This window comes from Yinghuangia aomiensis (genome assembly GCF_039542225.1).
GTDB lineage: Bacteria > Actinomycetota > Actinomycetes > Streptomycetales > Streptomycetaceae > Yinghuangia > Yinghuangia aomiensis.
In genome coordinates, this window is record NZ_BAABHS010000002.1 from 217,016 (window position 1) to 230,026 (window position 13,011).

Sequence of the window (13,011 nt, forward strand, 5' to 3'; positions counted from 1 at the left end):
TCGGGGAGCAGGGCGGACGCCGGGCGCGCGCCGGGTCGGCGCTCTGCGGCGACCGGCCCGGTGGGGTGGGGCGGCCCGGGGCCCGGGGCGCAACCGGCCCGGACCGTCCCGCCGCCGCGCACGCCCCCGCACGCCCCACCCGACGCTCCGCGTCCGCGCGTCGGCCCGCGTACTCTGGAAGCCACCCCGGCCCCATCTCAGGTCCGGGGCGTTCCGCGTTGCCCGCGCGCCGCCCGTCCGGAGGATCCGCGCAACTCATGAGCCTCACCGGTCTCCTTGATGCCCTCGTCACCGATCCCGCCCTCGCGGAGGCCGTCGCGGCCGCGCGGAGCGGCGGGCGCCCCCACCTCGACCTGGTCGGACCCCCCTCGCTGCGTCCGTTCGTGATCGCCGCGCTGGCCGCCCGCGCCGAGCGTCCCGTGCTGGCCGTCACCGCGACCGGCCGGGAGAGCGAAGACCTGGTCAGCGCGCTCGGCTCGCTGCTGCCGCCCGACTCGGTCGTGGAATTCCCGGCGTGGGAGACGCTCCCGCACGAGCGCCTCAGCCCCCGCTCCGACACCGTCGGCCGCCGCCTCGCCGTGCTGCGCCGCCTCGCCCACCCGGGCGCCCCGGACACCGTCGGGGGGCCGCTCAAGGTCGTCGTCGCGCCGGTCCGCAGTGTCCTGCAGCCGCAGGTGCGCGGCCTGGGCGACCTGGTCCCGGTCAGCCTCGCGGCCGGCGACTCCGCCGACCTGGAAGACATCGTCGAGCGTCTCGCGGCGGCCGCCTACGCGCGCGTCGACCTGGTCGAAAAGCGCGGCGAATTCGCGGTGCGCGGCGGTATCCTCGACGTCTTCCCGCCGACCGAGGAGCACCCGCTCCGCGTCGAGTTCTGGGGCGACCAGGTCGAGGAGATCCGCTACTTCAAGGTCGCGGACCAGCGCTCCCTGGAGATCGCCTCGGACGGCCTGTGGGCGCCCCCGTGCCGTGAGCTGCTGCTCACCCCCGAGGTCCGCGGCCGCGCCGCCGCGCTGCTGGAAGACCACCCCAGCCTGGGCGACATGCTCGGCAGGATCAGCGAGGGCATCGCCGTCGAGGGCATGGAGTCCCTCGCCCCGGCGCTCGTCGACGACATGGAGCTGCTGCTCGACGTGCTGCCCGCGGGCAGCCACGTCGTGGTGTGCGACCCGGAGCGCGTGCGCACCCGGGCGGCCGACCTGGTGGCGACCAGCCGGGAATTCCTGGACGCGTCGTGGGCGGCCGCGGCCGGCGGCGGCGAGAGCCCGATCGACCTGGGCGCCGCGTCCCTGCGCAGCCTCGCGGACGTGCGCGAGCACGCCGCGGAGATCGGCGTGCCGTGGTGGACGGCCAGCCCGTTCGGCGCGGACACCGACCTGGACATCCGCCTGGAGGCCGACACCGCGGCCCTCGGCGCGCACGCCGTCGAGTCGTACCGCGGTGACTCGGCGCGGGTGCTCGCCGACGTGAAAGGCCGCCTGGCCGACGACTGGCGTGTCGTCTTCGTCACCGAGGGCCACGGCCCCGCCCAGCGCTACGTCGAACTGCTCTCCGGGGAAGGCGTCACCGCGCGCCTGGAGCCCGACCTGGCCGGTGTCCCCGGCCCCGGCCTGGTGCACGTCACCACCGGCCGCATCGAGAACGGCTTCGTCTCGGAGAGCCTCAAGCTCCTCGTGCTCACCGAGACCGACGTGTCCGGGCAGCGCAGCTCGACGAAGGACATGCGCAAGCTGCCGTCCCGGCGCCGCAACGTCGTGGACCCGCTGCAGCTCAAGGCGGGCGACTTCGTGGTGCACGAGCAGCACGGCGTCGGCCGGTACGTCGAAATGGTGCAGCGCACCGTCGGCGGCGCGCAGCGCGAGTACCTGGTGCTGGAGTACGCGCCCGCCAAGCGCGGCCAGCCCGGCGACCGCCTGTTCGTCCCCACCGACCAGCTCGAGCAGGTCACCAAGTACGTCGGCGGCGAAGCGCCTTCGCTGCACCGCCTGGGCGGCGCGGACTGGCAGAAGACCAAGTCGCGCGCGAAGAAGGCGGTCAAGCAGATCGCCGGCGAGCTGATCCAGCTGTACTCGGCGCGGATGGCCGCGCCCGGCCACGCGTTCGGCCCGGACACGCCGTGGCAGCGCGAGCTGGAGGACGCGTTCCCGTACGCGGAGACGCCCGACCAGCTGTCCTCCATCGAGGAGGTCAAGGCCGACATGGAGAAGACGGTCCCGATGGACCGCCTGATCTGCGGCGACGTCGGCTACGGCAAGACCGAGATCGCGGTGCGCGCCGCGTTCAAGGCGGTGCAGGACGGCAAGCAGGTCGCCGTGCTCGTGCCGACCACGCTCCTCGTCCAGCAGCACTTCTCGACGTTCGCCGAGCGGTACGCGCAATTCCCGGTCAACATCCGGGCGTTGTCGCGCTTCCAGACCGACGGCGAAGCGAAGGCGACCCTCGAAGGACTCGCCGAGGGCAGTGTCGACCTGGTCATCGGCACACACCGGCTGTTCTCCAACGAGACCCGGTTCAAGGACCTCGGCCTGGTCATCGTCGACGAGGAGCAGCGGTTCGGCGTCGAGCACAAGGAGCAGCTGAAGAAGCTGCGTGCCAACGTCGACGTGCTGACCATGTCCGCGACGCCGATCCCGCGCACCCTGGAGATGGCGGTCACCGGCATCCGCGAGATGTCGACGATCACCACGCCGCCGGAGGAGCGGCATCCGGTGCTGACGTTCGTCGGCCCGTACGACGACAAGCAGATCGCCGCCGCGGTCCGCCGCGAACTCCTGCGCGAAGGCCAGGTGTTCTACATCCACAACCGGGTCGAGTCGATCGACAAGGCGGCCGCGAAGATCCGCGAGATGGTGCCCGAGGCGCGGGTGGCGACGGCGCACGGGCAGATGAACGAGAACACCCTCGAACAGGTCGTCGTGGACTTCTGGGAGAAGGAGTTCGACGTCCTGGTGTGCACGACGATCGTCGAGTCGGGCATCGACATTTCGAACGCCAACACGCTGATCGTCGAGCGGGCGGACAACTTCGGCCTGTCGCAGCTGCACCAGCTGCGCGGGCGGGTGGGGCGCGGACGCGAGCGGGCGTACGCCTACTTCCTGTACCCGCCGGAGAAGCCGCTCACCGAGACCGCGCACGAGCGGCTGGCGACCATCGCCCAGCACACCGAAATGGGCGCGGGCATGTTCGTGGCGATGAAGGACCTGGAGATCCGCGGCGCGGGCAACCTGCTCGGCGGCGAGCAGTCCGGGCACATCGCGGGCGTCGGGTTCGACCTGTACGTGCGGCTCGTCGGCGAGGCGGTCGCCGAGTACAAGGGCGACCAGGCCGAGGAAGTGCCCGAGGTCAAGGTCGAACTGCCGGTCGACGCGCACATCCCGCACGACTACGTGCCGGGAGAGCGGCTGCGGCTGGAGGCGTACAAGCGGATCGCCGCGATCACGTGCGAGGACGACGTGGCCGCGGTGCGCGAGGAGCTGACCGACCGCTACGGGCCGCTGCCGGTGCCGGTGGAGAACCTGCTGGAGGTCGCGAAGTTCCGGGCCCACGTGCGGAAGGCCGGGCTGTCCGACGTCACGCTGCAGGGCAACTTCGTGCGCTTCGGCCCGGTCGACCTGCGCGAGTCGCAGCAACTGCGGCTGCAGCGGCTGTTCCCCAAGACGCTGGTCAAGTCGGCGGTGCACCAGATCCTGGTGCCGAAGCCGATGACCGCGCGGATCGGCGGGCAGCCGCTGCGAGACACCGCGCTGCTCGACTGGGCGCGGGACTTGGTGGACGCGGTGATCCTGGAGCCGATCGGGGCGAAGTAGACCGCCGGATCCGCAGGGCACGGCAACGGGTGGGACACCGGCTCCGGTGTCCCACCCGTTGCCGTCCCGGCCCACCCCGTGCCAAAAACTTGACGAAGTTGCGGATCTTCTTGCGTGCCCGGTCGTATCTTTGATCGTTGGTCATGGGTCATACGCAAAGCACGAAGCCGCCGTAACAGCGCCATCGAACCCCAGGAGTTCGTGTGAGTCGCACGTCGCGTTCCGTTCCCGCCGTCGCCCTCCTCGCCGTCCTCGCCGGACTCGCGCTGACCGGCTGCTCGGACACCAAGTCCGGTGCCGCCGCGGTGGTCAACGGCGACCGGATCGAGATCTCCACGCTGAACAACCGCGTCAAGGAAGCCGTCGACGCCCGCGAGAGCGTCGGCGCGCGGCCCGAGCCCGGCGTGCAGGAGACCCACGACCAGCTGTCCCAACTCGTCGAGCAGCAGGTCACCGACGAGGCGGCCCGGCGCGCGAAGATCACCGTGACGGCGACCGAGATCGACGATGCGAAGCGCCAATGGGAGCAGGGCAACGGCCTCTCCCTGGCGACCGCGAAGGCCCAGGACGGCGTCCCCGCGGAGCGCGTCGACGCGTGGGTGCGCACCCAGCTCCAGCAGATCAAGCTCCTCCAGGCGGCGGGCGTGCCGCTGAACTCGCAGGCGGTGCCGGCCGCGCTCGCCCGGATCCTCAACGACACCGCGAAGTCGATGACGATCACCATCAACCCGCGCTACGGCAGCGCGTGGACGTTCGGCGACATCGCTCCGACGGTGTACCCGTGGCTGAAGCCGGACCAGTTGACGACGGCGTAGCGGCACCGGGGCGGGCTGCCCACACTCCGGAACCCGTGCGCGCATTTCCGGCCTGACCTGGCAGGATGAGCGCGCCGTACGGACATCCGACCGGTTGCCCGGCGGCTGCGCGCCGCGTGCGGGGGGTCGCACGCGGACCGGGGGCTGGGGAGGACTGCGCTCGTGTCCGGGATACCGGGTTTCCGTTCTGCCGCCGTGCTGTCGGCCGTGCTCCTGCTTGCCGGGTGCGGGGCCGGGATCGGCGACGTCGTGGACGGCGCCGCCGCGGCGAAGCCGACTCCGTCGGGCTCCGCCGCACCGACGCCGGCGCCGTCCGACGACAGCAGTCCGGCCCGGCGGTATCTGACGTCCGATCAGCTCGACGAGGCCCTCGTCGGCGAGGACGGCTTCCCGGCAGGCTGGCAGACCCTGCCCGCGACCGACACGACGACGATGCCCGGCAAAGGTCCCATCGTGATCGACAAGCCCGAGTGCGCGAAGGCGAGCGAGCTGCTCAACCTCGGCAACGCCGGCATTCCCCCGATGGGGACCGCCGCCATCGTGGCGATGTCCCCGCGCGACCGGGCCCTGTCGGGGGTGACCGTCGCGGCATTCGGCGCGGGGGACGCGGGACGGCTGATCGACCGGGTGCGCGAGGTGGTGCCGCGCTGCGCGACGTTCTCGTCCACGCGGGACGGCAAGACGTTCACGCAGGAGACGACGTCCGTGCCCCCGCTGAGGCTGGGCGACGAGGCGTACGCGATGGTGGTCGTCACCCGGCCGCCCGCGGGGTCGGCGACGTCCGGGTGGGCGCACACCGCCGCCGTCGTGCGGGTGGGCGACGTGCTGATCGAGACCACGTACGTCAACCTCGACGGCCCGAGCCCCGAGATGCCCGACGAGGACCTCCTCCGCCGCCAGGTCGACCGGGTCAAGGCGGCGCTGGCGGGCAAGCCGCTGCCGCCGGGCTGACGGCTCGGGACCGGTGCCCCGCGGTCCGCCGCCGCATCGGGGCGACGCCAGGACGGGAGGCCCGGACCGGCGGCCCGATCCGGACGACGCCGGGACGATATGCCCGGCGGCGTGCCCGCCGATCCGCGTACGGTGATCCCGTGAGTGATCTCAGCCCCACTGCCGCTTCGCCCCGTCTGATCCTGCTGACCGGCACGCACCGGGTGGCCCCCGGGCTGCTGTCCTGGCCCGCGTGGCAGGTGCTGCGCGAGGCGGACCAGGTGCTGACCGGGGAGGCGGGGCACCCGCAGCTTCCCTACCTGCGCGAGGCCGGGGTCGACGTGACCGTCGTCGGGGAGGTGCCGGTCGGGGGCCTCGTCCACCGCCTGCTCGCGGACGCGCGGTCCGGCCGGGTGCTGTGGCTGTCCGCGTCGGACGGCGACCCGGAGCTGGGCGCGGCCCTCGCGCAGGCGTCGGCGGCCGATCCGGAGGCGTTCCCGGTGATCGAGGTGGTGCCCGGTTCGTGGGACCTGCCGGGCGCGCGGGTGCTGGACCTGGTCGCGGTGATGGACCGGCTGCGGTCGCCGGGCGGCTGCCCGTGGGACGCGAAGCAGACCCACGAGTCGCTGGTGCGCTACCTCGTCGAGGAGGCGTACGAGCTGGTCGACGCGATCGACTCGGGCGACCGCGCGCACCTGCGCGAGGAACTCGGCGACGTGCTGCTGCAAGTGGTGTTCCACGCCCGGGTCGCCGAGGAGGACGCGGACGACCCGTTCGGCATCGACGACGTCGCGGCGGGCATCGTCGACAAGCTGATGCACCGCCACCCGCACGTGTTCGGCGATGTCGTCGCGGAGACCGCGGAGCACGTCGAACGCAACTGGGAAGAGATCAAGTCGGCGGAGAAGACCGAGCGCGAGTCGATCGTCGACGGCATCCCGCTCGGCCAGCCCGCGCTGTCCCTCGCCGCCAAGCTGATCTCCCGCACCCGCCGCGGCGATCTCGACGTCCCGGTTCCCGGCACGATCGCCGCCCCGGACACCGTCGACGCCGCCGCCGTCGGCGACCTGCTCCTCACCGTCACCGACCTGGCCGCCGCCCACGGCATCGACCCGGAGACCGCCCTCCGCGCCGCCGCCCTGCGCCACCGCGACCGCATCCGCGCGGCGGAGGGCACGCCGGGGGAGGACTGACGGCGCTATATGTCCTGGTCGATCAGGTAGGCCGTTTCGTCGAACAGTTGCATCACGATCACGACCAGCACTTGGGCCACGACGGTGTATTCCAGGACGAGGCCCGGCGCGACGTAGGCCTTGCGATAGCTGTCGTCGGGGCCGATGGGGCCGGTCGCCGTCTTGTTGAACGGGTCGCGCGCGAGCACGCGCACCCCGCGATCCAGCATGGCCCGGCGCTCGGCAGGCAGGCTGTCACGGACCTCGGCCGCGGCCTCGGTGAAATCGACGCGGTAAAGCTGGTCGGACACGGGTCCTCCCCACTGGCGGCTGTACTGGCCATAGCGTAGCCCGGGGCGCCGGCAGCGCCCCGGGCGTCGGCCGTCACCCCACGTGCACGCCCTCGTGCACGTTCTCCACCCGTTTCGGCAGCGCCAGGATCAGGACGAACACCAGGCCCAGGCCGCCCGCGACGCCGTACAGGTTGCGTTGGAAGGACCGAGCGAAGTCGGTGGCGCCCGCCGTGGCGCCGGCCTTGTCCACCGCGGTGCGGACCCGGTCCTGCAGCGGCTGCGGCAGGGACCTCAGCTTGCTGTCGTCGCAGGACGCCGGGACGACGGCCGGGTCCTGCTCGTCGGCGCGGTCGTGGACGCAGGTGCGGAAAGCTTTTACCAGGAAGTCCTGGTCGGGGCCGACGATGCCGGCGGCGGCGAGGTCGCGGCGCAGGTCCGGGACCGCCTTGGCCGCCGCCGGGCCGGACTGCGCCGTCATCAGACCGAAGAACACCACGCCGACCACCGCGATGCCGATCGCGTTGCCGAGCTGGTTCACCGCGTTGAGCACGCCGGACGCCGAACCCGCATCCTTCGGCGCCACACCCGACAGCACCGTGTCGGCCAGCGGCGGCAGCAGCAGGCCCATGCCGAGCCCCATCACCACCAGCGGAATCAGCATCTGCCACGCCGAGATCCCGATCCCGAAGTGGTCGACGGCCCACGCATAGGCGACCAGTCCGCCGGCCAGCACGAGCGCGCCCAGACTCAGCACGTTGCGCCCGAGCCTCGGCACCAGGAACTGGATCGACAGACCCGCCGCGACCGACACCCCGAGCGAGAACGGCACCCCGGCGAGGCCCGCGTGCAGCGGCGACCATCCCAAGCCCAGCTGCTGGTACAGCGACCAGGTGAGGAAGAACGCCGCCATGCAGCCCTGGAACAGCAGCAGCACGACCATGCCCACCGAGAACGACCGGGCCCGGAACAGCCCCAGCTCGACCAGCGGCGACCCGTCCCGGCGGGTCTTGCGGTGCTCGTACCCGACGAAGACCCCGAAGACCGGCAGCGAGCCGATCATCAAGGCGAACGTCCACCACGGCCAGCCGAGTTCCCGCCCCTGCACGAGCGGATAGACGAGCATCAGCAGCCCGGACGTGACCAGCCCGACCCCCACGAGGTCGAGCTTCAACGCGTGCGGCGCCTTCGATTCGCGGACGAACATCAGCGTGGCGACGATCCCCAGGATGCCGACGGGGATGTTGACCAGGAAGATCGGCCGCCAGCCCCAGCCGAACACGTCGCCCTGGATGAGGAGTCCGCCGACGATCGGGCCGCTGATCGCGGCCATCCCGGCGACCGCCCCGTACATCCCGAAGACCTTGCCGCGTTCCGACGGCGGGAAGGACACATGTGCGATGGCCAGGATCTGCGGCACCATGATCGCCGCCATCAGCCCCTGGAACGCCCGTGCCCCGATGAGCATCCCGGGCCCCGTCGCCACCCCGCACAGCAGCGAGGCGAAGGTGAAGCCCGCCATGCCGATGACGAACAATCTGCGGCGGCCGAAGATGTCGCCGAGCCGGCCGCCGGTGATGAGCACGACGGCGAAGGACAGCGCGTAAGCCGCCGCGATCCACTGCACCGACGCGTAGCTCGCGCCGAGTTCGTCCTGGATGGCGGGGATCGCCACGTTCACGATCGTGACGTCGAGCAGATCCATGAACCCCGCGGTCAGCACGACCGCCAGGGCAATCCACCGTTTGCGGTCGGGCTCCGGCGGGGCGTCGTCGCCGGTGCCGGGTATTGCCACGTCCATGGTATTGGCCATGTATTGCCCCCATTTGGTCGCACACGTGTCCGCACGAACCGCCGCATGTGCGATTGTGACAAGTGCGTTCAGAGGGCCCGGCACCGGGGTCGGCACAGCGACAAAGCACCGTCTCCGGAAGCCCCCGGAAGCCCCCGGAAGCCCTGGGTCAGTACTTGCGGATGCCGCCCAGCCACGTCCCGAGAACGGCCGTCGCGGAGAGCGCCATCGGGTCGGCGGTCCGCGGATCCCGGTCGAGCCACACCAGGTCCGCGGGCGCGCCCGGCACCAGCCCGGCGCGCCGGTCGTCCGCGAAAGCCTGGTGCGGGACCCCGGTGGTGTACGCGTCCAACGCCTCGTCGACGGACAGCCGTTGATGCGGTGTCCAGCCCTCCGGCGTCGGCGCGCCGTCCGCGGTGCGGCGGGTGACCGCGATCTGCACGCCCTCCATCGGCACGTGCGAGCTGACCGGCCAGTCGCTGCCGAACGACAACGCGACCCCGCGGCGCGCCAAGTCGCCCATCGGGTACTGCAGATCGGCCCGCTTGCCGCCCAGTCGGGGGACCGTCAGAACCGTTTGCAGCGGGTCGAGTTGCGCCCACAGCGGCTCGAAGTTGGCGATCACGCCCAAGGCCGCGAAGCGCACCAGATCGGCGGGATCGACGAGCTGCACATGGGCGATCACCGGACGCCGGTCCCACTCCGGATTGGCGATCTTCGCCGCGGCAATGGCGTCGAGGGCCGCACGGACTCCGGCATCCCCGATCGCATGAATGTGCACTTGGAAGCCCACCGCGTCGAACGCCACCACGGCATCGGTGAGTTGCTCGGGATTCCAGACCGGCATGCCGCACGAATGCGGGGCATCGCAGTACGGCTCCAGCATGGCGGCAGTGCCCGACTCGATGACACCGTCCGCGAAGAATTTCACGGTGTTCGCGGTCAACAGCCCGCGGCCTTCCGCGGCGACCCGGCGCCGGGCCGCGGTGAAGACGTCCCGCTGCGCGTCGAGGTGCCGGTCCGGGTCGGCGCGAAAGGCCAGGTTGGTGCGCACATGCAGGGCGTCCGCACGCACCGCGGCGAGGTACGGGCCGACCATCTCCGGCTCCACCCAGGCGTCCTGCACCCAGGTGACGCCTGCCGCGGCGAACGTGCGTCCGGCGATCCGCAACGCGTCCACGAGTTCCTCGGTCGGCCGGCCCGGGATCCGGTCCAACACCAGGTCGCAGGCGTGCCATTCGCGCAGCGTGCCGAGCGCGGAGCCGTCCGGGCGGCGGACGATCCAGCCGAGCCGCGGATCGGGCAGGTCCGCCGTGACCCCGGCGCGCCGCAGCGCCTCGGAGTTGCACCACACCGTGTGGTAGTCGTACGCGCGCAGCACGACGGGCCGGTCCGGGACCACGGCGTCCAGCCACCGCGCGTCGAACGCGCCGTCCGGCACGAGCGCCGGGTCGTAGCTGGCGCCGACGATCCAGTCCTCGTCCGGATGTGCGGCAGCCCAGCGTCCGACCTCGGCGACGATGGCGTCGACCGAGGCCAGGCCCTTGATCTGCGGGCCGAAGTGCTCCAGCCCGCCGAACATCGGGTGCGCGTGCCCGTCCCCGAACGCCGGCATCAGGATGCCGGCGCCGAGGTCCACGACGTGGTCGGCGGCGAAGCCCGCCGCGGCGTCGCCCACCGCCACGATTCTTCCGCCGCGCACGGCCAGTGCGTCGGTGTCGCCGTGGTGCGGGTCTCCGGTGCGGATCGTGCCGCGGAACAGCCAGGAGTCGGACACTGCGTCGATTTCCTTGTCGTGCCGGGGTTTTGCTGCGTTCGGGGTGAGGCGCGTCAGTCGCGTTCGACGTCGACCGTGGTGAGCTTTGCATAACGTTCCGGCTGCCGTGCCCGGATGCTCAGCGCGACCACGACGCCGATGACGAACACCACCGGGATCGGCACGATGAGCGCGGCGTTCGTCGAGTCGCCGGACGCGGTCAGCATGTCGAAACCGTCGACGACCTTGTAGATCATGTAGCCGAGGCCGACGACCGCGACGATCGGTGCGACGACGACGCGCCATACCGGGAATCCGCGGCGGTCCTTGCGGAAGTAGCCGATGACCGCGAGTGCGGCGAGCAGTTGCATGGCCATGACACCGAGGATGCCGGTCGCATTGGTCCACAGGAACGTGATCATGTACGGGTCCGCGTCGACCGCGATCGTGACCAGGACGCCGATCAGCGCCAGCGCCGACTGCGCGACCACGGCGACCACCGGCGACTCCATGCGGCGGTCGATGGTGGCGAGCTTGCGCGGCATGAGGCCCTCGCGGCCCATCGCGTAGAAGTAGCGCGCGGCGCCGTTGTGGAAGGCGAGCGTGGCCGCGAAGGCGCTGGTGATGATGAGGACGTGCATCGTGTCGGACGCCCACTGCCCGACGAAGTGGCCGGCCGCGGTGTACACCATGTCCGGGCCGCCCTCGCCCTGCGCGACGGCCTGTGCGTTGTCCGAGCCGTAGGCGTTGAGGACCATCCACACGGAGAACGCGTAGAAGATGCCGAGGAAGCCCACCGCGATGTAGGTCGCGCGCGGCACCGAACGGGCCGGGTCCTTGGCCTCCTCGGCGTAGATCGCGGTCGCCTCGAACCCGACGAACGCGCCTATCGCCAGTACGAACATGCCGCCGACGCCGCTGTCGCCGAGGTGGCTCGGGTTGAAGACGGTGAAGTCGAGGCCCTGCGGACCGCCGCCGTCGGCGAAGATGCCGCCGTCGAGCACGAGCAGGATGAGGCACTCCAGGACCAGCGCGACGCCGAGCACCTTGGCGCTCAAGGTGACCTTGAGATAGCCGAGCGCGCCGATTGCGACGAGGCCGATCAGCGACCAGGCCCACCAGACCATGTGGAAGCCGAACACGCTGTCGATGCCGGTTTCGGCGAAGAACCCGAAGCCGGCCAGCAGGCCGACCTCGACCATGTTGTAGGCGAGGATCGCGACATAGGCGGCGCCGACGCCCGCGGGGCGGCCGATGCCCTGGCCGATGTAGGCGTAGAAGGCGCCGGCGTTGCGCACGTACCGGCTCATCGCGGTGAACCCGGCCGCGAAGCACATCAGCAGCAGGCCGGACACGAAGTAGCCGAACGGGGTGGCCTTTCCGCCCATGCCGATGGCGAGCGGCGCGCCGCCGGCGATGACCGTGAGCGGCGCGGCCGCGGCGACGACGAAGAACACCAGGTCGCCGGTGCCGATCGCGCCGCGGGTCAGATGTCCTTCGCCGGAGGGGGCGGAGGAGGTCGGCACGGCAGCGTCGGCGCCGGGCGGGGGAGGGGTGCCGTGCATGGTCATGGGCGTCTCCATGGAAAACTACAGGCTGCAGTTTTAGTGCGCCGACCGTACTGCCAGACCGCCCGGGCGCATAGACCCCGCGTCTTGGAAAAGGTGCAAAACTTGTCCCGCAATGCCCCGCCGCGGGCGTGCCCGATCGCCACCGAGGAGTAAGCCGCCATGGGCAGGCCGCGCCGCGCGCTCCTGAGCGCCGACCTGATCGTGCGCGAGGCGCTCGCGCTGATAGATGCCGACGGCGTCGAGGCCTTCAGCATGCCGAAGCTCGCCGCCCGGCTCGGGGTGAAGTCGGCGTCGCTGTACAACCATGTGGACGGGCGCCCGGCGATCGTCGAGGGCATCCGCGTGCTCATCGTCGACGAAATGGACATGAGCGGCTTCGCCGACCGGCCGTGGTCGGAAGCGCTCATCGCGTGGGGCCGCTCCTACCGCACGGCGTTCGCCCGGCATCCCAACGTCATCGGGCTGATCACCACGACCACGGTCACCTCGCCCGCCACCCTGGACATGTTCGAAACTGTCGTCGACGCGCTTGCCCGCGGCGGATGGCCGCCCGAGACGATCGTGCCGGTGCTGACATCGGTGGAGAACTTCCTGGTCGGCGCGTCCTTCGACCAGGCCGCCCCGGACGTGATGATCGACGTCGCCGAACGCGAGCACGAAGTCCCGCAGCTCGCCGCGGCCTTGCGCGCCGCCGGCACCGCCAAGGCGGGCCGCGCCGAGGTCGCCTTCGAACTGGGGCTGGCGGCGCTGATCGACGGTCTGGCCGCACGACTGGCGGCGCTGACGGACGGGCCGGCATAACCCCCCGCACCCGCGGCGTGGCCCGGTTGTCTGTTGACCTCACCCCCAGCCTCTTCTAGGTTGTCAGACAACTTGCCGTGA

Annotated in this window: 9 protein-coding genes; 5 read left to right on the top strand and 4 right to left on the bottom strand. The window is 71.5% G+C overall.

Translation table 11 applies throughout. The annotated features are described in order from the left end of the window. Nucleotides 1-257 precede the first annotated feature (257 nt). The 4 genes from mfd to ABEA93_RS03445 all read left to right on the top strand — a co-directional run bounded on the left by mfd (nt 258) and on the right by ABEA93_RS03445 (nt 6,741). Nucleotides 258-3,803 (top strand): transcription-repair coupling factor, encoded by a 3,546-nt coding sequence (mfd, locus tag ABEA93_RS03430; protein WP_345673734.1) that lies wholly within the window; start codon nt 258-260, stop codon nt 3,801-3,803. A 203-nt stretch (nt 3,804-4,006) separates the two neighbouring features. Then, a complete protein-coding gene (locus ABEA93_RS03435) occupies nt 4,007-4,618 on the top strand; it encodes a SurA N-terminal domain-containing protein (protein ID WP_345673735.1) in 612 nt (203 codons plus the stop codon). A gap of 162 nt (nt 4,619-4,780) precedes the next feature. Next, nucleotides 4,781-5,569, top strand: a complete 789-nt coding sequence (locus ABEA93_RS03440; RefSeq protein WP_345673736.1) for a hypothetical protein — start codon at nt 4,781-4,783, stop codon at nt 5,567-5,569. Between the two features lie 140 nt (nt 5,570-5,709). Continuing rightward, on the top strand, nt 5,710-6,741 hold the full coding sequence (locus tag ABEA93_RS03445; RefSeq protein ID WP_345673737.1) for a nucleoside triphosphate pyrophosphohydrolase: 1,032 nt from the start codon (nt 5,710-5,712) through the stop codon (nt 6,739-6,741). Between the two features lie 5 nt (nt 6,742-6,746). On the opposite strand, the gene ABEA93_RS03450 is transcribed toward ABEA93_RS03445, so the two are convergent. From ABEA93_RS03450 to ABEA93_RS03465, 4 genes are all read right to left on the bottom strand, one after another. Beyond that, nucleotides 6,747-7,031: a hypothetical protein gene (locus tag ABEA93_RS03450; RefSeq protein ID WP_345673738.1), complete on the bottom strand. Its 285-nt coding sequence runs from the start codon at nt 7,029-7,031 to the stop codon at nt 6,747-6,749. 73 nt (nt 7,032-7,104) lie between these two features. Beyond that, nucleotides 7,105-8,823: an MFS transporter gene (locus tag ABEA93_RS03455; protein ID WP_345673739.1), complete on the bottom strand. Its 1,719-nt coding sequence runs from the start codon at nt 8,821-8,823 to the stop codon at nt 7,105-7,107. Between the two features lie 148 nt (nt 8,824-8,971). Beyond that, nucleotides 8,972-10,579 (bottom strand): amidohydrolase, encoded by a 1,608-nt coding sequence (locus ABEA93_RS03460; protein WP_345673740.1) that lies wholly within the window; start codon nt 10,577-10,579, stop codon nt 8,972-8,974. Between the two features lie 53 nt (nt 10,580-10,632). Further along, on the bottom strand, nt 10,633-12,129 hold the full coding sequence (locus ABEA93_RS03465; protein ID WP_345673741.1) for an APC family permease: 1,497 nt from the start codon (nt 12,127-12,129) through the stop codon (nt 10,633-10,635). 159 nt (nt 12,130-12,288) lie between these two features. Between ABEA93_RS03465 and ABEA93_RS03470 the strand changes: the two genes are divergently transcribed. Further along, on the top strand, nt 12,289-12,930 hold the full coding sequence (locus tag ABEA93_RS03470; protein ID WP_345673742.1) for a TetR/AcrR family transcriptional regulator: 642 nt from the start codon (nt 12,289-12,291) through the stop codon (nt 12,928-12,930). The last annotated feature ends 81 nt before the right edge of the window (nt 12,931-13,011 follow it).

Bases quoted from the DNA above. Each gene is read 5' to 3' on its own strand.
- ABEA93_RS03470 (WP_345673742.1), top strand. From the start codon at position 12,289: ATGGGCAGGCCGCGCCGCGCGCTCCTGAGCGCCGACCTGATCGTGCGC.
- ABEA93_RS03465 (WP_345673741.1), bottom strand. From the start codon at position 12,129: ATGACCATGCACGGCACCCCTCCCCCGCCCGGCGCCGACGCTGCCGTG.
- ABEA93_RS03455 (WP_345673739.1), bottom strand. From the start codon at position 8,823: ATGGCCAATACCATGGACGTGGCAATACCCGGCACCGGCGACGACGCC.
- mfd (WP_345673734.1), top strand. From the start codon at position 258: ATGAGCCTCACCGGTCTCCTTGATGCCCTCGTCACCGATCCCGCCCTC.